20 protein-coding genes and 1 riboswitch are annotated in these 20,603 nt (G+C 66.4%); of the genes, 12 read left to right on the forward strand and 8 right to left on the reverse strand.

The window, feature by feature from the left end:
• Positions 1-17: 17 nt before the first annotated feature.
• The 5 genes from J2X34_RS24520 to J2X34_RS24540 all read left to right on the forward strand — a co-directional run bounded on the left by J2X34_RS24520 (position 18) and on the right by J2X34_RS24540 (position 5,079).
• On the forward strand, positions 18-1,661 hold the full coding sequence (locus tag J2X34_RS24520; protein ID WP_220181970.1) for an FAD-dependent oxidoreductase: 1,644 nt from the start codon (positions 18-20) through the stop codon (positions 1,659-1,661).
• Positions 1,662-1,710: 49 nt separating this feature from the next.
• Positions 1,711-2,019 (forward strand): rhodanese-like domain-containing protein, encoded by a 309-nt coding sequence (locus tag J2X34_RS24525; protein WP_114724236.1) that lies wholly within the window; start codon positions 1,711-1,713, stop codon positions 2,017-2,019.
• A 100-nt stretch (positions 2,020-2,119) separates the two neighbouring features.
• Positions 2,120-4,294 (forward strand): MMPL family transporter, encoded by a 2,175-nt coding sequence (locus J2X34_RS24530; RefSeq protein ID WP_114724265.1) that lies wholly within the window; start codon positions 2,120-2,122, stop codon positions 4,292-4,294.
• Positions 4,295-4,386: 92 nt separating this feature from the next.
• Complete coding sequence (locus J2X34_RS24535) at positions 4,387-4,653, forward strand: metal-sensitive transcriptional regulator (protein ID WP_114724237.1); 267 nt, start codon at positions 4,387-4,389, stop codon at positions 4,651-4,653.
• Positions 4,654-4,692: 39 nt separating this feature from the next.
• Positions 4,693-5,079 (forward strand): DUF302 domain-containing protein, encoded by a 387-nt coding sequence (locus J2X34_RS24540; protein ID WP_114724238.1) that lies wholly within the window; start codon positions 4,693-4,695, stop codon positions 5,077-5,079.
• An 18-nt stretch (positions 5,080-5,097) separates the two neighbouring features.
• On the opposite strand, the gene J2X34_RS24545 is transcribed toward J2X34_RS24540, so the two are convergent.
• A complete protein-coding gene (locus J2X34_RS24545) occupies positions 5,098-6,162 on the reverse strand; it encodes a TDT family transporter (protein ID WP_114724239.1) in 1,065 nt (354 codons plus the stop codon).
• A 91-nt stretch (positions 6,163-6,253) separates the two neighbouring features.
• Between J2X34_RS24545 and J2X34_RS24550 the strand changes: the two genes are divergently transcribed.
• Positions 6,254-7,147 (forward strand): LysR family transcriptional regulator, encoded by an 894-nt coding sequence (locus tag J2X34_RS24550; protein WP_429519991.1) that lies wholly within the window; start codon positions 6,254-6,256, stop codon positions 7,145-7,147.
• 26 nt (positions 7,148-7,173) lie between these two features.
• Here the strand turns inward: J2X34_RS24550 and J2X34_RS24555 are convergent, their stop codons facing one another.
• Both J2X34_RS24555 and J2X34_RS24560 read right to left on the reverse strand, forming a co-directional pair.
• On the reverse strand, positions 7,174-8,193 hold the full coding sequence (locus J2X34_RS24555; protein ID WP_114724241.1) for an alpha/beta hydrolase: 1,020 nt from the start codon (positions 8,191-8,193) through the stop codon (positions 7,174-7,176).
• Between the two features lie 153 nt (positions 8,194-8,346).
• The gene (locus tag J2X34_RS24560) at positions 8,347-8,811 is read right to left on the reverse strand and encodes a tRNA (cytidine(34)-2'-O)-methyltransferase (protein ID WP_174912138.1); all 465 of its coding nucleotides are present in this window, start codon (positions 8,809-8,811) and stop codon (positions 8,347-8,349) included.
• A 10-nt stretch (positions 8,812-8,821) separates the two neighbouring features.
• Between J2X34_RS24560 and J2X34_RS24565 the strand changes: the two genes are divergently transcribed.
• From J2X34_RS24565 to J2X34_RS24580, 4 genes are read left to right on the forward strand one after another with little or no spacing between them, the layout of a single operon-like run.
• Positions 8,822-9,172, forward strand: coding sequence for a hypothetical protein (locus J2X34_RS24565; RefSeq protein WP_429519992.1), 351 nt, complete (start codon positions 8,822-8,824; stop codon positions 9,170-9,172).
• 43 nt (positions 9,173-9,215) lie between these two features.
• The gene (locus J2X34_RS24570; protein ID WP_114724244.1) at positions 9,216-9,824 is read left to right on the forward strand and encodes a pentapeptide repeat-containing protein; all 609 of its coding nucleotides are present in this window, start codon (positions 9,216-9,218) and stop codon (positions 9,822-9,824) included.
• A gap of 57 nt (positions 9,825-9,881) precedes the next feature.
• The gene (locus J2X34_RS24575; RefSeq protein WP_174912133.1) at positions 9,882-10,742 is read left to right on the forward strand and encodes a bifunctional methylenetetrahydrofolate dehydrogenase/methenyltetrahydrofolate cyclohydrolase; all 861 of its coding nucleotides are present in this window, start codon (positions 9,882-9,884) and stop codon (positions 10,740-10,742) included.
• A 51-nt stretch (positions 10,743-10,793) separates the two neighbouring features.
• Positions 10,794-11,039 (forward strand): DUF3017 domain-containing protein, encoded by a 246-nt coding sequence (locus tag J2X34_RS24580; protein WP_174914896.1) that lies wholly within the window; start codon positions 10,794-10,796, stop codon positions 11,037-11,039.
• A 364-nt stretch (positions 11,040-11,403) separates the two neighbouring features.
• On the opposite strand, the gene J2X34_RS24585 is transcribed toward J2X34_RS24580, so the two are convergent.
• Positions 11,404-12,606, reverse strand: a complete 1,203-nt coding sequence (locus J2X34_RS24585; protein ID WP_429519993.1) for a cytochrome P450 — start codon at positions 12,604-12,606, stop codon at positions 11,404-11,406.
• Positions 12,607-12,721: 115 nt separating this feature from the next.
• On the opposite strand from J2X34_RS24585, the gene J2X34_RS24590 reads away from it, so the two are divergent.
• Positions 12,722-13,771, forward strand: a complete 1,050-nt coding sequence (locus tag J2X34_RS24590) for a PDR/VanB family oxidoreductase (protein ID WP_429519994.1) — start codon at positions 12,722-12,724, stop codon at positions 13,769-13,771.
• A 170-nt stretch (positions 13,772-13,941) separates the two neighbouring features.
• Here the strand turns inward: J2X34_RS24590 and J2X34_RS24595 are convergent, their stop codons facing one another.
• Positions 13,942-14,691, reverse strand: coding sequence for an IclR family transcriptional regulator (locus J2X34_RS24595; protein ID WP_429519995.1), 750 nt, complete (start codon positions 14,689-14,691; stop codon positions 13,942-13,944).
• 401 nt (positions 14,692-15,092) lie between these two features.
• On the opposite strand from J2X34_RS24595, the gene J2X34_RS24600 reads away from it, so the two are divergent.
• Positions 15,093-16,388, forward strand: coding sequence for an MFS transporter (locus J2X34_RS24600; protein WP_429519996.1), 1,296 nt, complete (start codon positions 15,093-15,095; stop codon positions 16,386-16,388).
• Positions 16,389-16,814: 426 nt separating this feature from the next.
• Here J2X34_RS24600 and J2X34_RS24605 read toward each other — a convergent pair whose 3' ends face one another.
• The 3 genes from J2X34_RS24605 to J2X34_RS24615 form a co-directional block, all read right to left on the reverse strand.
• The gene (locus tag J2X34_RS24605; RefSeq protein WP_429519997.1) at positions 16,815-17,165 is read right to left on the reverse strand and encodes a hypothetical protein; all 351 of its coding nucleotides are present in this window, start codon (positions 17,163-17,165) and stop codon (positions 16,815-16,817) included.
• Between the two features lie 638 nt (positions 17,166-17,803).
• The gene (gene metX, locus J2X34_RS24610; RefSeq protein WP_429519998.1) at positions 17,804-18,949 is read right to left on the reverse strand and encodes a homoserine O-acetyltransferase MetX; all 1,146 of its coding nucleotides are present in this window, start codon (positions 18,947-18,949) and stop codon (positions 17,804-17,806) included.
• A complete protein-coding gene (locus tag J2X34_RS24615; protein ID WP_114724247.1) occupies positions 18,946-20,259 on the reverse strand; it encodes a bifunctional o-acetylhomoserine/o-acetylserine sulfhydrylase in 1,314 nt (437 codons plus the stop codon). Before J2X34_RS24615 ends, metX begins: the two co-directional genes overlap by 4 nt.
• Before the next feature lie 138 nt (positions 20,260-20,397).
• Positions 20,398-20,513: riboswitch (SAM riboswitch) on the reverse strand.
• Positions 20,514-20,603 lie beyond the last annotated feature (90 nt).

Here is a 20,603-nt window from a genome sequence, read left to right on the forward strand (position 1 = left end):
CAACATCGAGGAGGTAGATCGTGAAGGTTGTCATCGTCGGAGGTGTCGCCGGCGGCATGTCCGCGGCCACCCGCATGCGTCGTCTGGACGAGTCGGCGGAGATCGTCGTGTTCGAGCGCGGCGCACACGTGTCGTTCGCGAACTGCGGTCTGCCCTACTATGCGGGCGGCGTCATCGAGGACCGCGACGAACTGCTGCTGCAGACCCCCGAGAGTCTCGGCGCCCGCTTCCGCCTGGACGTCCGGGTCCGCAGCGAGGTCGTCTCCATCGACGCCGACGCGCGCACCGTCACGGTCCGCGACCTGGAGTCCGGGAACGCCTACGTCGAGAGCTACGACGAACTGGTCCTGAGCACCGGCGCGAGCCCCATCGTGCCGCCGCTGCCCGGCGTCGAGCGCGCCCTGATCCTGCGCGACGTCGAGGACGTCGACCGCCTGGTCGGGCAGATGGAGACGGCGCGCAGCGCGGTCATCGTCGGGGCCGGGTTCATCGGCGTCGAACTCGCCGAGAACCTGCGTCACCGCGACCTGGACGTCACCGTCGTCGAGCTCGCCGATCAGGTGCTCGCGCCCCTCGACCCCGAGATGGCCGCACCGGTCGCCGACCGCATGCGCGAGAACGGGGTGAACCTCGAGCTGGGCACCCAGCTCACCCGCATCGACGCGACCACCGCCGACCTGGCCGACGGGCGCACCGTCCCGGCCGACGTCGTGGTCATGGCGATCGGTGTCCGGCCCGAGACTGCGCTCGCGAAGATGGCCGGACTGAAGCTGGGGGAGCGTGGCGGCGTCGCGGTCGACGACCAGATGCGCACCTCGGTCCCGCACATCTTCGCGGTCGGCGACACCGTCGAGAAGCACGACGCGATCGGCGACAGCGCAGCGCTGATCCCGCTGGCCAACCCGGCGAACCGTCAGGGCCGCCTGGTGGCCGACGTCATCGCGGGCCGACCCGTGCACGCGCGCTCGTCGTCGGGCACCGCGGTGGTCGGGGTCTTCGGGCTCGTCGTCACCGCGACCGGCTGGAACGAGAAGCGGCTGCGGGCCGCGGGCCGCCCGTACCGGGCCATCCACACCCATCCGCAGTCGCACGCCGGCTACTACCCGGGCGCGCAGCAGATGTCGATCAAGCTGCTGGTCGATCCCGAGACCGACGCGATCCTCGGCGCCCAGGCCGTGGGCGGGGACGGCGTCGACAAGCGGATCGACATCATCGCCACCGCGATGGCCGGTGGGCTCACGGCGTCGGATCTGGCCGACCTCGAACTGGCGTACGCGCCGCAGTTCGGCTCGGCGAAGGACCCGGTGAACATGCTCGGCTACATCGCCGACAACCTGCGCACCGACTCCACCCGCACCGTCCAGTGGCACGAACTCGATACCCTGGTCGCCGACGGTGCGTCGCTGGTCGACGTCCGCACCGCCGACGAGTTCGCGGCCGGCGCCATCCCCGGTGCCGTCAACGTTCCGCTCGACGAGCTCCGGGACCGTGTCGGTGAACTGCCGGCCGGTGACCTGGTCGTGCACTGCCAGGTGGGCCAGCGTGGTCACACCGCGGTGCGCCTGCTCGGACAGCTGGGTCGGCCCGCGGCCAACCTCGACGGCGGCTACAGGACGTGGGACGCGGGACGGCGTGTGAACGCGCCGGCCACCGTCTCGTGACGAACCGCGACAATCGAACGACTGCTGAAGAACATCCGGAAGGAACCCCATGCGCGAAATTGACGTGACCGAACTCGAATCGGTGTTGGCCTCGGGCGCCCCGCTCGTCGACGTCCGGGAGGCGGACGAGTTCGCCGGCGGGCACGTCCCGGGTGCCGTCTCGATCCCGCTGAGCGAGTTCGTCGCGCGCGTCGACGAGGTTCCCGCGGACGCCACCGTGTACATGATCTGCGCGGTCGGCGGCCGCAGCGGCCAGGCTGCCGAGTACCTCGTGGCCCGCGGCGTCGACGCCGTCAACGTCGCCGGCGGCACCATGGCCTGGATGCAGTCCGGCCGCGCCGTCGACGCCGGCAGCTAGTCTCCTCCGGACCCGGTCGAGGTCGTCACGTACTCGGCCGGGTTTCTTCGGGCCGTTCATATACCCCCACCCGTATTTTCGAACCATGAAGGGCAAGCTCATGACCACCACCGGACAGCAGCGAGAAACTGCGAAGTCCCCGCCGCCCTCCAGCGAGTCAGTCGGCGGACCGCTCGCACGACTCGGCGCCGCGATGGCCGGCAACTTCAAATGGGTGATCACCGCCTGGCTGGTGCTCGTCGTCGCCCTCGGCGCCGCGGCGCCGTCGGTGTTCAACTCGCTGGCCGGCGCCGGTTGGCAGGCCAACGGCTCCGAGTCGGTGCAGGTCCGCGAACTCGCGCAGGAACACTTCGGCGGCAACGCGTCGTCCGCGGTCCAGGTCGTCGTCCACTCCGACGACAAGCCGCTCGACGATCCCGCGATGCAGCAGGTGCTGGGCGAGGCCACGTCGATCCTGAAGGCCGACGCCCGCATCGGCGAGGTGATCCCGCCGCAGCCCGGCATGACCATCAGCCCCGACGGCCACACCGGAATCCTGGTGGCCGGCGCGAACGCGAACACCGACGAGATGGTGCGCGCGGTCGACGACCTGGGTGGTGACCTGACGGCCCTGTCCGGCGACGGCATCGATGTCTACCCGACCGGCGCGTCGGCGCTGTGGAGCGACTTCAACAAGGCCAACCACGAGGCGATGATCAAGGCCGAGATGATGTCGTGGCCGGTCACGCTCGGCATCATGGTGCTCGCATTCGGCTCCCTCGTCGCGGCCGGTCTGCCGCTGCTGCTGACCCTCGCGGGACTCGTCGCGTCGGCCGGTGCGCTGGTGCTGCTCAACGAGATCACGCCGATCTCGGTGTGGGCCATGAACTTCGCGATGATGTTCGCCCTCGCCCTCGGCATCGACTACGCACTGTTCCTGGTGGTCCGCTTCCGGGAGGCGCTGCGCGCCAAGGCCGACGCGCGGCTCGCCGTCGCGGAGACGATGGACACTGCCGGCAAGGCCGTGCTGCTGTCCGGGCTGACCGTGCTGGTGAGTCTGTCGGCGGTGCTGCTGGTGCCCGCACCGGCGGTGCGGACGATGGCGGTCGGCATCATGCTCGCGGTCGTGTTCGTCCTCGCCGCGACGCTGACGCTGCTGCCCGCGGTCCTGGCCAAGCTGGGCCGCAAGGTCAACGCCGGTTCGCTGCCGTACGCCAAGAAGCAGCAGACCCAGAAGGACGGCTCGCCGCTGTTCGCGAAGTGGGGACGACTGCTGGACCGGCACCCGTGGCCGTTCGCGGTCGGTGCCGTCGCGATCCTGATCGGACTCGCGATTCCGCTGGGCGGGCTCGAGGTCGCGATGCCGTCGATCCAGGTGGTGCCCGAGGACGCCCCCGTCCGTCAGGGCTACGAACTGGTGCAGGAACAGATGGGCATCGGCGCACCGGGTGCGCTGCAGATCGTCGTGCCCGCGTCCGACGCCCCGGCAGCCGCCGAAGCGGCCGCGGCCGTCGACGGTGTCGCCGCGGTGACACCCGCGATGCCCGCGATGGACGGCTCCGACCTGATGATGATGCAGGCGCTGCCGACAGTGGATCCGTCCGATCCCGCGCTCGGCGGAACGCTCGACCAGCTCCGTGCCGAGCTGCCCGACAGCGCTCTCGTCGGCGGTGCGCCGGCGGAGAACCTGGACCTGCAGCAGGCGCTCAACGACTACCTGCCGCTGGTGATCGGCGTGATCCTGGCGCTCGGCTTCCTGCTGCTGCTGGTCGCGCTGCAGGCCCCGCTGGTGTCGCTGATCGGCACCGTGGTGAGCCTGCTCTCGACCGCCGCCGCGTTCGGTGTCTCGAAGCTGATCTTCCAGGACGGCCACCTGTCCGGGCTGCTCGGTTTCGAACCGCAGGGCTTCCTCGACGGCTGGGGTCCGGTGTTCTTCTTCGCGATGATCTTCGCGATCGCGATGGACTACACGGTGTTCCTGCTGTCGACGGTCAAGGAACAGTACGAGAAGACCGGTGACGCCCGTCGCGCCCAGATCGGGGGCATGGCGCACTCGGGCCGGGTCATCTTCGCGGCGGCCGCCGTCATGGTGGGCGTGTTCTTCAGCTTCGCGCTGGCCGAGCCGCTGCCGCCGAAGGAGATGGGCATCCTGCTCGGTGTCGCGGTGCTGCTCGACGCGGTGCTGATCCGCCTGGTGCTGCTGCCGGTGCTGCTGCGCCTGACCGGCAACGCCGCCTGGTGGTCCCCGCGCTGGCTGCGCCGGGCGCTGCCGAACATCACGTTCTCGCACGGGTGACTCCGGCGCCGGATCCGGCTGATGATCGTTGTCACAGCCGGATCCGGTCGGATACCCCTGTGGGTAATCTGGAAGTAGAACTAGGAGGTCCCATGACCGGAGACGAAGAGAGCATCGCCCTGGTGCTCAACCGACTGCGCCGCGCGCAGGGGCAGCTGGCGGGCGTCATCTCGATGATCGAGAACGGCCGCGAGTGCAAGGACGTCGTGACCCAGCTGGCCGCGGTGTCGCGGGCCCTGGACCGGGCCGGATTCAAGATCGTCGCCACCGGTCTGCGTGAGTGCCTGGCCGGCGACGGGAAGGCGTCCGAGCCGCTGACCGAGGCCGAACTGGAGAAGCTGTTCCTGGCACTGGCGTGATCGCCGGGAAACCGAACCGACAACCGTGAGGAGTTCGTCATGGATCTGGGAATCTCGACCCGCTTGAACACCGAGTTCGACGACGCAATCGCCAAGACGCGGGCCGCGTTGCAGGAGCAGGGTTTCGGTGTCCTCACCGAGATCGACATGCAGGCCACGCTGAAGACGAAGATCGGCGCCGAGATGGAGCAGTACGTCATCCTCGGAGCCTGCAATCCGCAGCTCGCGCACCGCGCGGTCGGGGTGGATCGTCAGATCGGCCTGCTGCTGCCGTGCAACGTCGTCGTCCGCGCCGACGGTGACGGCGTGATCGTCGAGGCCATGAACCCCGCGCTGATGGTCGAGGTGACCAAGGAGCCCGGACTCGAGTCCGTCGCCGACGAGGCCACGACCCGACTCCAGGCTGCCATCGACGCCCTCGCCTGACCGACGGTTCGGCCCGGCTCAGGCCGGGGCCGGAAGCGCCCTGGTCCGAACCTTGTGTGCGGTGTGCACTGCCACCACGCACCAGGCGACGACCAGGGCGCACAGCAGTCCGGCCGACAACACTCGCGGGATCTCGAAGTCACCCGCGACACCGAATGCTCCCATCCCGACCGCGCAGGCACCGACCGGGAAGGTGAAGCTCCACCAGCTCATCGTGAAGGTCAGACCGTTGCGGAACGCGCGGGCCGTCACCACGCCGACCGCGGTCAGCGCGACGATCATGATGGTGCCCATCAGCAGTCCGTACCCGAGCCCGAAGATGTGCAGGGTGTCGGCGACGTCGTGACCGACGGCCCCCTCCGCCGCCGTGCCCAGCAGGTTCGCCGCCGCGATCGACTGTCCGACGATGCCGAGCGGAATCCACATGGTCGGCAGGGCCTGCAGCGGCGGGAGTCCACGCTCGCCGAACTCGCGTCCGACCATCGTGGCGATGACCAGCGCGAAGACCAGAGCGACCGTGAACAGCGCATAGCAGCCGGTCAGCATCGCCACACGCGGCCAGCCCTCCGGCAGGTGGTGCACCAGGGCGGCGCCGGTCGCGGCCGACACCATCGGCGGCACCACCGGCATGAGCCAAGCGGGCACCGGAGTGCCGCGATCGGCGACCGACCGCAACCGCATCCCCATCACCGCGCTCGTCACGAGTCCTCCCGCGGTGCCGATTGCCCACAGCGTGCCCGCGATGGCGAAGGCCGCATCGGCGTTGATCACGGTGGACCCGACGGCCGCGGTCCCGGCTCCCACGGTGAGCACGGCCATCGGCAGCGCGCCGTAGAAGGGGAACATGGTGGCGCTGCGGGCGTAACCGCGGGCGTGCTCGGTGTGGCGGACCCAGTGGATGACGAACGCGGTCACCAGCACGACCAGCAGGGCCGTCGCCAGCAGCCAGAACGCGAGCGCGATTCCGCGCCGTCCGGGGAGGTCGACCGGGAGCGACGACGTGGCGACGGCGATGATTCCCGTGCCCATCACCATGGCGAACCAATTGGGGGTCAGGTGTGCCAGACGTGAAGCTGTGAGCATGACACCAACTCTCCCGTCTCGTCGTTGTCCCCGGTAGAAGCCTTGGGGTAGATGGGGTACAAACGCGCTTTGTGGGGCTAGCCTTGGTGGTATGCCGCTTTCGAACCGCGTACCCGAACTCGCCGCGCTGGACGTGCTGGTCGCGGTGGGTCGGCTCGGGAGCATGGGGGCCGCGGGGCGCGAGCACGGACTCAGCCAGCAGGCCGTCAGCGCGCGCGTGCGCTCCGCGGAACGCCAGCTCGGGATCCGCGTGTTCGACCGCGGCTCCGGCGGCGTCCAGCCCACCGCCGAGGGCGCACTGATCCTGGAATGGGCGTCCGCGATCCTCGACTCCGCGGAGGAGCTCGCGTCCGGAGTCGCCGCGCTGCGCGGCGAGATGGAGGCCAACCTCACCGTCGCGGCCAGCATGACCATCGCCGAGTACCTCGTGCCCGCCTGGACGGTCACTATGCGGCGCAAGCACCCGAACGTCGTCACCTCGATTCGGCTGCTCAACTCCACCGACGTCGCCGCGCAGGTACGGGCGGGGGAGGCCGACCTCGGTTTCGTCGAGGGGCCCGTGGTCCCGGACGGCCTCCGGTCGGTCGAGGTGGCCCGGGACGAACTGGTCGTGATCGTCCCGCCCGGCCATACCTGGATCTCACGCGCACCGATCGCCGCGAGTGAACTCGCGGCCACGGCACTGATCCAGCGGGAATCGGGGTCCGGCACTCGAACGACACTCGAGCACGCGGTGCCCGGATGCGTCGAGCCGCTGCTGGAACTGACGTCGTGCACGGCGGTCAAGGCGGCCGTCGTGGCCGGCAACGCTCCAGCCGTCGTGTCGTCGCTCGCGGTCGAAGCGGACCTCAACGACGGTCGGCTCTCGTCCGTCGAGGTGGAGGGTCTGCGGATGCCGCGACGGCTGCTCGCGGTGTGGGACGAGTCCCGCGGACTGCGCGGAGCCGCCCGCGACTTCCTCGGGATCGCCCGCACGGGAAGCTGACCGCAGGCCCGGAATCCGGGCGGGAGTCAGATCCCCATCGCACGCGCCAACAGCGGCCACGACTGGTGCAGATCGTCCTGCCAGTACAACCACGAATGCGAGCCCGAGGGCGCGAAATCGAAGGTGGCCGGAATGTCGAGCTGCTGCAAGCGATTCGCGAGGTTGTGCGTGCACATGTTGGTGGCGGCCTCGATGACGCCGCCGACGGCGACCTGCCGCGCGAAGGCAACCAGGTCGCCGTCCACGCCGGGGGCGCCGAGGTGGTCGTACTGTCCCGGCAGCCCCGAGCCGGACGAGACGAACAGGGCGGTGCCCCGGAGTTTCTCGGCGTTCACCACGGGATCGTTGGCGATCCAGCCCGGCCCGCCGACGGGCCCCCACATGTTTGTCGGGTCGGCACCCTTCGCCGATCGGACGACCAGGTCGACGAACGCGGTACCGGCGGGGCTGCTCGTTTCGGCGCAACCGCTGTACGACCCGACACCCTTGTACAGGCCGGGAGCGGCGATGGCCAGGTTCAGGACCGACGTCGCGGTCATCGAGATGGCGGCGATCGAATTGTTTCCGTTGCCACCGAACTCGGCGTCGATGATCGGGGGCAGCTCGCGGGTCAGGAACGTCTGCCACTTGTTGCGGCCCAGGATCGGATCGTCGCGCTCCCAGTCCGTGTAGTAGCTCGCGGCGCCGTCCATCGGGGTGACCACGTTGACGTGCTTGTCGGCGAAGAACTCGGTGACGTCGGTGTTCTCCTGCCACGTCGCGTCCGTATTCCCGCCGCCGGCGCCGTTGAGCAGGTAGAGCGTCGGGCGAGGAGTCGAGGTCTCCGCGGGCAGCAGCACACGAACGGGGATCACCCGGTCCATCGACGGGGAGTAGACCTGTGCGGTGACCGCACGTGAGCCGTCGTCGTCCACCCGGGTCACGCGCGGTGCGGGTTCGGCGCTCGCCGCGGGTGCCTGGGCAAGGAGCCCGGTCACGACGAGTGCCGTCACGGACAGTACCGCGGCGCAGGCGCTCCGCAGACGGTGCACTGCTTCAGTACGCATGGTGACCCCTCAGCCACTCCGAGGGGTGGCACCCGACATACCTGCGACGCGCGCTAACACGCATTCCCCCTGCTAATTCAGGTTTTCGAGGGCACTGTAGCGCGTGTGACCCGGTCGTCGTACACCGGATCGGTCAAGTGTCCAACTCGGGACTCAGACGCCTCCGGCGAATCCGTGCTGACGCCACGCCTCGTACGTCACGACGGCGGCGGCGTTGGACAGATTCAGCGACCGCCTGCCCGGAACCATCGGGATCCGCACGTGCGCGGTCACGTGCGGATCGGCGAGAACCTCCTCCGACAGGCCCGTCGGCTCGGGACCGAACAGCAGGACGTCGCCCGGCTGGTACGCGATGTCGGCGTACGACGTCGACGCGTGCGCGGTGAACGCGAACACCCGGTCCGGATTCAGCGCCGCCCACGCCGCATCGAGATCCTCGTGCACGGTGACCGAGGCCAGGTCGTGGTAGTCGAGGCCGGCGCGGCGAAGCTTCGGCTCCGACAGGTCGAACCCGAGCGGTCCCACGAGGTGCAGTTCGCAGCCGGTACCTGCGACCATCCGGATCGCGTTGCCGGTATTGGGGGGAATGCGGGGCTCGTGGAACATCACTCGGAACACGGCGTTCAGCTTGCCAGGCGCCGGAGGTGCTCCGATACTCGGGCGCGGCGGCCTCGAGTACCGTCTCAGGGATGCGGCCGAGGCGCTCGATCTGGCCGCCGCCGCAAAGGACGCCGACACTGCCTGGGACTTCTATTCGCAGCGATGCCAGGCGGAGATCGGGGACGTCGAGTCCTACCGTCGTCTGCTCGACGCCTTCTATGCAGGCCGGGAGCCGCGGCCGACCAGCTGGACCGTTCGCGTGATCGGATCGTCGGGCCAGGTGGTCACGGTGGACGCGGACCCGAACGCACCCGCGCACGCGATGGAGCCGCGCACCTGGACGCTGATCGACGATCGCTGGCAGTTCGACAACTGCTAGAGGACCGGTCGTAATTGTCGGTACCCGAGGGCAGCATGGACGTATGACGGGAGAACTCGTGGAGATCGTCGGGGAGGACTTCTCCGACGCCCGCATGTCGCGGGAGAACTGGAACCGGCAGCACTACACCGCGTGCTCGTTCCGGGACGCCGACCTGTCCGAGCTGCACACCGAGTTCGCCGTCTTCACCGAATGCGACTTCACCGGTGCCGATCTCACCGACTCGCATCATCACGGCAGTGCGTTCCGGTCGTGCATGTTCGCGCGGACCACCATGTGGCACAGCAGCTTCCGCAACTGCAGTCTGCTCGGATCGGTGTTCGTCGACTGTCAGCTACGGCCGCTGCTGATCGACGAGGTGGACTTCACGCTGGTGTCGATGGGCGGCGCCGACCTGCGCGGGCTCGACTTCACCGACTCCCGGTTCCGCGAGGCCAACCTGGTGCAGGCGGACCTGCGCGGCGCGATCCTGCGGTCGGTGGACCTGCTCGGCGCCCGCGTCGAGGGTGCGCGACTCGAGGGCGCCGACCTGCGGGGAGCCCACGTCGACGCCGGGCTGTGGACCACCGCGAAGCTCGACAAGACCCAGGTGGAACTCACCCAGGCGGTGGCCTACGCGACCGCGATGGGACTCGTCGTCGAGCCGTGGTGACCGCGAAGATTCGGAGCCGGTGACGCGGAGTCGCTCCAGCCTGGAACAATGGTCGCCGTGACTGCAACGATCCTGGATGGCAAAGCAACCCGCGACGAGATTTTCGAGGACCTCGAGGCCAGGGTGGCGGCCCTGAAGGAGAGGGGCATCACGCCCGGACTCGGTACCGTCCTCGTCGGTGACGACCCCGGCTCGGCGGCCTACGTTCGTGGCAAGCACAACGACTGCGCCAAGGTCGGGATCACCTCCATCCGCCGCGACCTGCCCGCCGACATCACCCAGGCCGACCTCGAGGCCACCATCGACGAACTCAACGCCAACCCCGAGTGCACCGGCTACATCGTGCAGCTCCCGCTGCCCAAGCACCTCGACGAGAACGCGGCCCTCGAGCGCATCGACCCCGAGAAGGACGCCGACGGTCTGCACCCGGTGAACCTCGGTCGTCTGGTCCTCGGCAAGGAGGCCCCGCTGCCGTGCACCCCGCGCGGCATCGTCCACCTGCTGCGCCGCTACGAGGTCCCGATCGCCGGCGCGCACGTCGCCGTCGTCGGTCGTGGCGTCACGGTCGGCCGTCCCATCGGCCTGCTGCTCACCCGCCGGTCGGAGAACGCGACGGTCACCCTGTGCCACACCGGAACCCGCGATCTCGCGGCGCAGGTGCGCCAGGCGGACATCGTCATCGCCGCCGCGGGCGTGCCGGGACTGATCACCGCCGACATGGTCAAGCCGGGTGCCGCGGTGCTCGACGTGGGTGTCAGCCGCACCGCCGACGGACTCAAGGGTGACGTCGCCCCCGACGTCCGCGAGGTCGCCGGATTCATCTCCCCGAACCCCGGTGGCGTCGGACCCCTCACCCGTGCATTCCTGCTCACCAACGTCGTGGAGCGCGCCGAGCAGCTCGCCGGTCTGCGCGACTAGGCTCGCCCAGTGTCCCAGCCTGTGACGCGGTTCGTGCGACAGAACCTCCCGATGCTGGCCGTCCTCCTCGTGGTGGCGGCCGCATTCGTGCTGGTCCTCGCCGACCGCTGGCGGCGTGGCGCCTTCGTGCTCGGAGGCGCCATGCTGCTCGCGGCGTTCCTGCGCGGCATCCTCTCGCCCGACCGGGTCGGGCTGCTGGCCGTGCGGGGCAAGGGGTTCGACGTCGCGGCCATGGCGGTCGTCGGCGTCACGATCCTCGCGCTGGCGGTCTCGATCGATCCGCTCGGCACCGACTGACGCGCATCCCGCGCGGCCATTGTCTGAGTACGGCGAAGGCTCGCTCGACGACGCGCGAGGCGCTGGTCTTCTCGGAGCCGACGCGAACCGGACGGCCGCCACGGCTGCCTTTTCGGAGAGGCGATGGCGTTTTTGGCCGCCCGGTCGGCGATCACGGCTTCGATGGTGCTGGCCACGTATGGAGGAGGGTTCGTCGGTGGCGACCCCATTCGACAACACAACGCGACGGCCGTGCGCGTGCCATGACCAGCCGCCACTACTGTGCGACGGCATGGGTACCGCGATCAGTCCGTTCACGTAATCGAGGTTACGGTTCCAAACGAACGTGCTGCGAGTTGCCCAATCTGCCGCTATACAGGGACCGCTATGCGGGGACGACGCGAAGAGGAAGTGAGGACCAGCCGCGCAGTGTATTGTGCAAGAATGGCTGAGGTTCTCCCGCCAGTTCTATTGTTTTGATTCGCTTCACAAGCTCGGAGAACAGTACTTCCATCTCGAGTCGAGAGATGGGTTGTCCGACACATTGATGAATTCCCATACCAAAGGTGAGATGTCCTCCGCTGTCGCGCTCAACCCTGTACTCATCCGCGTCGGCTCCCCAACGCTGCTCGTCGCGGTTCGCTGCGCCGGGAAATACGATCAGCTTGCTGCCGGCAGGTAGGTGGACCCCGTGTACGTCGACAGCGCGGCTAGTGGTTCGAAAGAACGACTGAAATGGGGCATCGTATCGCAGAGCTTCGTCGATGCCGAAGCGAATCAACTTCGGGTCCGCCCGTAGGATATCCCACTGGCCCGGATTCGCTGCCAAACACTGCACCGCATTTCCGATCGAGATCACCGTTGTGTCGAGCCCGGCCGAGAGCAAGGCTCTAACCAGGATTGCGGCGTCCTCGCTCTCGATGAAGCCAGCGTCGACATGCGCCCAAATCTTGGCTCCCAGGCCGTTTGGGTCGAGATTCTCGCGGGCGCAGTTTTCTGCGACCCAGCCCGTCGTGTGGGCGCCGGCACTGGTGAACTGCGCATACCGGGCGTCCTCCGGTCCGAAATTGGCGAAGTTCATGGCGCCGTGCGGTAGAAGATTCTCTGCGCGGCCCTGTCGTGGTATTCCTACTGCATCGCCGAAAACTCGAATGGGAAATGCTTCCGAGAGGTCACCCACCCCGTCGAATTCGCGTTCATCAAGGATCCTATCCACGAGTGAAGTCGCGAACTCTTGAAACCCAGCTCTGAGCGCTCGGAGATTGCGTGGGCTGATTACGTCGGACATGACCGCGCGCAATTGCGTGTGCATTGGCGGGTCGACTTCGAGAATTCCCGGCTTACGCCACGGCGGTTCGTGGTGAAAGTTTCGTGGGCCGACGCCGGCGCCGGAAATGAATGACTGGTGATCGACGAGAATATCCCTGACCTCCGTGAAACGCGTAAAGGCGGGGGTATTGTATTTTTCGAGCCAAACTGCAGGCCCGGCGGCGCGCATCTTTGCGAAGAGTGGGTACGGGTTGGTGAGATTCTCATCTGAGTACGGGTCGTCATTCAACAAGGGAATACTGCCGAGTGTCAGGGACACGCCGCCTCCTGTGCGTTGTAGGTGTCCAGCACGCTAGGCGGGGATGGGAGGCATCACAACGGAGATTCTTACCCGGTGATAATCGCGTTTGAACCGCCCCACGAGGTTCGGGATTATGGCCGGCATGAAGGATTCTGCAGTTCAGATCGGTGATTCAAACGTCGTTCCCGTGCTCACTGAGCCGACGATTCGACGCGCATCTCTGCCCGGGCTGACCGGCCCCGACACGCTGACGACGCGTATTGTTTCGATGGAACTCGTCGCGGAACGAGTCATGTCCATCGAACTCGAGCCTCGAGATGGATCTGAGTTCCCCGCGTGGGCACCGGGATCGCACGTCGATGTATTCCTCGGAGAAGGGATTGTCCGCCAGTACTCGCTGTCCCGTTCGCCGCTGTCGTCGCGTTGCAGGATTGGCGTATTGGAGGATGTCGACAGTCGCGGCGGGAGTCGCTTCGTCCACCACGAGCTGCGTGCCGGCGATGAACTCGTTGTTTCAACCCCTCGAAACCACTTCCCGTTCGAACCTGGCGATAGGGATGTCGTCTTTGTTGCAGGAGGAATCGGCATCACCCCGCTTTTGTCGATGATCGCCCAAGCTGCAGCGGAGGGGCTTGACTGGACGTTGGTGTACCTCACCCGAACTCCGGATTCAACCGCATTCGCGGATGAACTTTCCGTGTACGGAGGTAATGTTCGGCACCACTACGACAGTGTTGACGGCATTCTCGATCTGGCCGCCGAACTCGACGCTCACGGAGGCTCAACAGCCGACATTTATGCTTGTGGACCCGTGGGGCTACTGGATTCTCTCGAAGGTTATTGTGCGGAAAATCCGAAGTGTCGTCTGACGATTGAACGGTTCGAGTCGGCTGGATCTAGGGAGTCGTATCCAGAGGACAGCGAATTCACTGTCGAACTTCTGGATGGAACTGAAGTGATCGTGGGCTCGACGGAGACAATTCTGGACGCGCTTCAGCGATCGGGTGTGCGGGTTCTCAGCTCATGTCACTCCGGCATATGTGGGACTTGCGAGACGCGGGTTCTGGAGGGGGCACCCGATCATCGTGACCACATTCTCGACCAGGATGAGCGCGAAAGCGCGGAGACCATCTTTCCGTGTGTTTCCAGGTGTCGAGGCACGCGACTGAAGCTTGATCTCTGATCCTGTGGATACGGCCTCCACGACTGTCCGTGTTTGCCCGACAGTGGAATTCGACCGCCCGTGTCGAGCGGCCTGAGGTCGGTTCCATGGCACCCGGCAATCTGCGTGATCGGTGTTGCATCGTTCGCCCGAACCCCTCGGCCGCTACCCGCCGGCGTCTGCATTGACCGTTATTCAACGAGAACGTCCCCGAGATGGGCGGCGGCGTCACGCAACAGGGAGAGGGAACGGCGTAACCAACGATCCGTCGAGCATCGTTCGGACGGACCTGCGAGCGTCAAGGAACAGGCGACCTCGCCGCCTGCAAAGACCGGAACAGAGATGGCGACCGCTCCCGTGCGGAACTCTCCCCGCGAGACCGCGAATCCGTTCCGACGCGTCGTTTCGATGAGTTGGGTGAGCTGCTCCGCGCTCGGCGTGTTCGATGTTTGTGGTGATATTCGTGCGAGCACGATGTCGATTATTGGTCTCGGGGCAAAGGCGAGGAGAACACGTTGACCCGCTCCGGCATAGAGGGGCAACAACTCGTTGACACGAAACTCGTAACGATCAGGGTTTGGCGAGGTGGCTTGCCTCAGACATATTCCTTGCGAGCCGGCGCGAATCGCTAGCACCGATGTTTCCGATGTTTGATCGGTCAGTTGCCGAAGGCGCTCTGTCCCAGCCGTTACCAGTTTGGTGTTGATGAGGTGATGGCCAGCGATGTCCATTAGGCGCCAGCCTGGTATGTAGATACCCCGCGACTCCTCGATAAGGGCCCGGTCGCGGAGAGAACGGATGTATCTATATACCGTGCTTTGCGGAATATCCAGCTCATCGGCGATGTCAGCTACGGTTGTCTGCCCGTTCTGGGCGATCGAAATGAGGACGTCCAAGCCGCGCGCGAATGAGTTTTGTTGCCTGCCATGCTGCTTATCCATATGTTATATCCTAGGTGGCTTGGCAGAATTGTTGATCGGCTACCGGTGTTGATAGTTTTCTGCCTTATCTACAAGAAGGGGGCCGTGCACGATTACGGCCGAGGAGTCGTGGGGCGGAGGGCTCCCTTCGGGCCGAGTGTCCTGTTTAGTTCAAGGGACGATTTCCGAAGAGTACCGAAATCGCACTGGTTTTGTTGATGTGGCGGTAGCGGTCTGTGTTCCCTGTTTTCTGACAGCGTGACGCGGCGGTGGGTGCAGATTTCGGCGCGTGGACCTGCGCCTTTCTCACCCTGTGGCAATCGCCGTTGGTTCTCATCTGCCTGCAGGCATATACATACGAACCTGTGATCTGCAGCATAGTTCACCGCTCTCAGAGTGCAAAGACAGTGAGGAGATACTTGATGGACCGTTCCCCGTTCGCCAGTAGACGTTGGGGTTACCTGATCCCTGTCGTCATGGTGATGTACCTGCTGGCCTACCTGGACCGAGGCAACGTCGCACTCATCCTCCCGTTCATTGGTGATGACCTGCATCTGTCCAGTTCTGCTAAGGGCATGATCTCCGGCGCGTTCTTCATCGGATACCTTGTCCTCCAAGTCCCGTCGGTACTGATGGCCCGACGTTGGGGCGCGCGGCCTGTCGTTGCGGTGTTGCTGGTTGCGTGGTCTATAGCGGCAACCGCATGCGGGTTCGTGCAGAACCAGGAACAGTTGTACGTGGCGCGGTTCGCGCTCGGTGTTTTCGAGGGCGGTGTGCTCCCGGTCGTCGTCTTGTTGCTCTCGAGATGGTTTGTCGATAGCGAGCGCAGTCGTGCCAACACGCTGTTCCTGACCTGTATCCCATTGTCCGCTGTTCTCGCTTCCCCGTTTTCCGGCTGGTTGCTCTCAATTACAGACTGGCGCATGGTTTTCGTCATAGAGGGCCTGATCCCGTTGCTGTGGCTGGTCCCATGGCTTCTGATCGTTCGTGAGCGACCTGTGGATGCTCGGTGGCTGCCGATCGACGAGGGCACACTGGTGCAGTCGCAGATCGACGCGGAGCAGCTCGAGCGAGCGTCGGAGTCTGTGGTTGGTACCCGCTACCACGAAGTCTTGCGGAGTCGCACGGTCTGGCAGTTGATTGCTGTGTATTTCCTTTGGTTTGGTGGGGCGTATGGGGTCGTTCTCTGGTTGCCGACTGTTATCAAGGATGCGTCCCCGGACAGTTCCGCTCTGCATGTCGGACTCCTGAGCGCAGTCCCCTATGTTGTGGCTTTGGTGGGGATGCTGCTCGCAAGTCGCTACACCCACTCTGTTGGCTCGGTGCGGGCATGGATCGTGGCACCTTTGGCTGCCGCTGGCCTGGCGACCATCGCCGGCCAGGCAACATCAAATGTGGTGCTTCAGCTGGCGCTTCTGAGCGTGGTCGCGACGGGTAGCTATCTGTCATTGGGAACCTACTTGGCGGTACCGAGTCTGATGTTCCCTGATTCGTATGCAGGTATCACTGTTGCCGCAATGACCACCTTCGGCAGTATTGGCGGATTCGTGGGTCCGTTTGCGGTCGGTTGGCTATCGGATGTGAGTGGATCGACCGTGGTGGGGTTCCTGGTACTCGGAGGCAGCTTCGTCGTCGCCGCTGTTATCGCTGCGGTCACCGTCCCGGGACGGCTGTCGACGGATCCAACCCCGTCGCGAGAACTAGGGCGTGTCTCCTGAATAGGGGCAGGTAGTTCTCGGCATTGAACCCGACGGGGCGGCCGCCACGACTGCCCCGTCGGGTTCAATGCCGTTTCTGGTCGTCCGGTTCGGCGATGACCGCTCGATCGCAGATGAGTGCGATCGTTCTCGACGAGTAGGCCTTGTCGCCGAGAAGGGCGTCCGGTTGCTTTCGGGCCGACCAGGCTCGATCCGGGGCTCTGACAACGCGTTCATCAGGATTGGGAACATCGGCGAGTCGCCAGCCTGGCCGGGTCTGCGCCAAACACGAGATCCAGCAGAAGTTCATCAGAGCGCACTGCCGTGGCAGAACGGCAAGGTCGAACGCCTGAACCGGACACTCGTCGACGCCTCAGCGCACTTGGCGGACTCCCGCCGATCAGCCGCCGGGCGCCAACCTGATGGCCGGGTACATCTGATGGCTCGTCAGGCAACCTTGGCCGGGTAATGCGGGTATTCGGTCCACGACCGGATCGGGGAGTCGGGTGCGAAGTTGGGTTTCGGCTCGGCGTGGGCGTTACTCCACCGCACGTAGGCAGCGATCGCAGCGTTCTGCTCGCCGTGGCTGCGGTGATCGGTGCCTCCCAACGCGAAGTACCGGAAGGCTGCGAACTCGGCTTCGATCCAGAGCCTTGACCCGTATGTCGGCAGGAACACCAAATTGACGTCGTTGTCGGCGGCCCACACTCGCACGGTGGCGTGCCGGTGCGGGGAGAAGTTGTCGAGCAGGTCGAGGAACTCGCGGGAGCGTTTGCGTGGACGGATGCGGTAATACATTCTGCCGCTGGCTGAATCGAGTGCCGCGAGCATGTGCATGACACCGTCGTTACTGTTGTAGTTTGCGCGCTGCCGATGTGGGCGCGTGATCGGACGCCAGCATTTGCCCTTACGGGGCTGCAGATTCAACGGCCCGAACTCGTCGACAGAGACCACCCGCCCGTCGGTGGGTGGATCGTCGTACAGGGCCAAGATCGCCTACATCTTGCTCAGGAAGTCCGGATCGGTGGACGCCTTCCACGGCGTGGTGGTCTGCCAGGTGACCTTGCCGTCGTGCAGGATCCTGCGCAGGGTCTCCCGGCTGATCGCTGGCACCACCATTTTCGTGGTCAGGTGTTCGGCGAGTTGGCCAAGCTCGAGGTGGAGAAGGCGGTGATCTTCCAGTCTGCGGGGGACGTCCGGGCGATCAGACAGATCTCCTCGCGGTTCTGCTCATCGATCGCCATCGGGCGTCCCCCACTCCATTTGGGGTTCAGGGCCTCGAATCCGTACTCGTTGAAGGCATGGATGATGCCGCGGACGTCGTCGGCGTCGACCTACAGACGTGCCACGACCACCTCCCTTCTGACTCGGAGACAGTCTGCAGCGCGCCTCACCCGAAACCGCGGATTACCCGGCCAACGATCCGTGACGAGCCACTAGTCGCGACGGGCCGCGCGCGCCAACTCCATCGTTTCCTTCAGCAGTTCGGCCACCGCGTCGGCCTCGGTGAGGAAGCCGTCGTGGCCGTCCTTCGACTCGAGGACCCGCAGCCGGTCGGAGCCGGGCAGGCCGTCCGCGAGCTCCTTCTGCAGCCGCAGCGGGTACAGCCGATCCGAGTCGACGCCACCGACGATCACCGGAACGTCGGTCGACGCGAGCGCCGCCTCGATACCGCCGCGTCCGCGTCCGACGTCGTGCCGGTTCATGGCCTCGGTCAGCAGCACGTACGTGCTCGGGTCGAACCGGGAGACCAGCTTGTCAGCCTGGTGTTCGAGGTAGCTCTGGACCGCGTAACGTCCGCCGTCCCAAGGGTTCTCGTCGCCCTGGCCGTCGTTCGCGAAGCGCGAGTCCAGCTCGTTCTCCGTGCGGTACGTCAGGTGTGCAATCCGGCGGGCGAGGCGCAGTCCGGTCGCCGGGACGCGGCCGGTGCCGTGATAGTTGCCGCCCTGCCAGTCGGGGTCGGCCTCGATGGCCGCGATCTGGGTGGTCTGGGTGCCGATCTGGTCGGCGGTCGCACGCGCGCCCACCGCGAGGATCAGCGCCGAATCGACCCGATCGGGGCGCCCGACGACCCATTCGAGTGCGCGCATGCCACCCATCGACCCGCCGACGACGGAGGACAGGCGCTCGATGCCGAGCAGGTCCGCGAGCGCGATCTCGGCGGTCACCTGATCGCGGATGGAGATCGCGGGGAACCGTGAACCCCACGGCGACCCGTCGGCCGCGAGTGAACCCGGGCCGGTGGTGCCGCGGCAGCCGCCCAGCACGTTGGTGGCGAGCACGCACCACTCGTTGGTGTCGATCGGCGCGCCGGGCCCGACCATGCCGTCCCACCAGCCGGGGGAGGGGTGTTCGGCGTCCGCCGGCCCGGTCACGTGCGAATCGCCGGTCAGGGCGTGCTCGACCAGGATCACGTTGTCGCGGTTGGGTGCCAGTTCACCCCACCGCTGGACGGCCAGCGTGACGTCGGGCAGCACCGCACCGCTCTCGAGCTCGATCGAGCCGATGTGGACAGTGCCCAACTGCCCGTCCGGCGGAGGGAATCCGGCCGGACGGGCGTTGCGAACGGAGCTGACGGTCAAGATGCCGCCGCCGCAAACCCGGCATCGAGGTCGGCGAGGATGTCGTCGAGGCCTTCGATCCCGACGGCGAGGCGGACGAGACCCGGGGTGACGCCGGAGGCGAGCTGCTCTGCGGGAGTCAGCTGCGAGTGCGTCGTCGAGGCGGGGTGGATCACCAGCGACCGCACGTCACCGATGTTGGCGACATGGCTGTGCAGGGTGAGGGCGTTGACGAACTTCTTGCCCGCGTCCACGCCACCGGCCAGCTCGAACGCCACGATGGCGCCGGTGCCGCGGGGGGCCAGCGTCTTGCCGCGCTCGTGCCACGGCGACGACGGCAGACCGGCGTACGACACCGAGGTCACCTCGGGGCGGGCCTCGAGGTACTCGGCGACGGCCTTCGCGTTCGCGACGTGGCGCTCCATGCGCAGGCTCAGCGTCTCGATGCCCTGCGAGATGAGGAACGCGTTGAACGGCGAGATGGCCGCACCCAGGTCGCGCAGCAGCTGCACGCGGGCCTTGAGCGCGAATGCCGGTGCGCCGAGATCCGCGTAGACGACGCCGTGGTAGCTCGGGTCGGCGGTGGTGAAGTTGGTGTGGCGGCCCTGTGTCCAGTCGAAGTTGCCGCCGTCGACGATCACGCCGGCGACCGCGGTGCCGTGGCCGCCGAGGTACTTGGTGGCCGAGTGGACGACGATGTCCGCGCCGAACTCGAGCGGACGGATCAGGTACGGGGTCGCGACCGTGTTGTCGACGATCAGCGGGATGCCGTTCTCGTGCGCGACCTTCGAGATGCCGGGGATGTCCAGCACGTCGTTGCGCGGGTTCGAGATGGACTCACCGTAGAACGCCTTGGTGTTCGGGCGGATGGCGGCGCGCCACTGCTCGATGTCGTCGGGATCCTCGACGAACGAGACCTCGATGCCCAGCTTGCGCAGCGAGTAGTGGAACAGGTTGTACGTGCCGCCGTACAGGCGCGGGCTCGACACGATGTGGTCGCCGGCCTCGGCAAGGTTGAGGATCGCGAACGTCTCGGCGGCCTGACCGGACGCGAGCAGCAGCGCTGCCACGCCACCCTCGAGCGCGGCGATCCGCTGCTCGACGGCGTCCTGCGTCGGGTTCATGATGCGGGTGTAGATGTTGCCCGGCTCTGCCAGCCCGAACAGCGCGGCGGCGTGGTCGGTGCTGTTGAACGTGTACGAGGTGGTCTGGTAGATCGGCAACGCGCGCGCGTTGGTGGTGCCGTCCGGCAACTGGCCAGCGTGGATCTGCTTGGTCTCGAAGCTCCAGTCGGCCGTCGGATCGGTCGCGGCGTCCGTGATGTCGGTCATGAGTCGTCTACTCCAGGTTGGGGAGGTGATGAGTCGGCGCTGCGGCGTACGCGCGCCGGAATGACTGGGCTATCTGCGACAACAACACATGAGAAACCTCCGGTGGGGCATGGCCCGGTCAGTGGGTCCGTCCCAGCGGACCCGCGCTTGTCACCCGACTCTCGCCGGGAAACCTGGTCATCACCCGGGGCACCCCACCGCGGTTGGAGGGTTGCCGACCAGCGAGCCGGGGCTTGACGCTGGCACTCATGACCTGCCGCCGATAGTAGCGGTATCGACCGCGCGGTTGGAAGGAGGGCGGGCAAGCGCGTCGAGAAGGGAAAGTGACGAGCCCCACTTGACTT

Source organism: Rhodococcus sp. BE178 (assembly GCF_050433545.1).
Taxonomy (GTDB): domain Bacteria; phylum Actinomycetota; class Actinomycetes; order Mycobacteriales; family Mycobacteriaceae; genus Prescottella.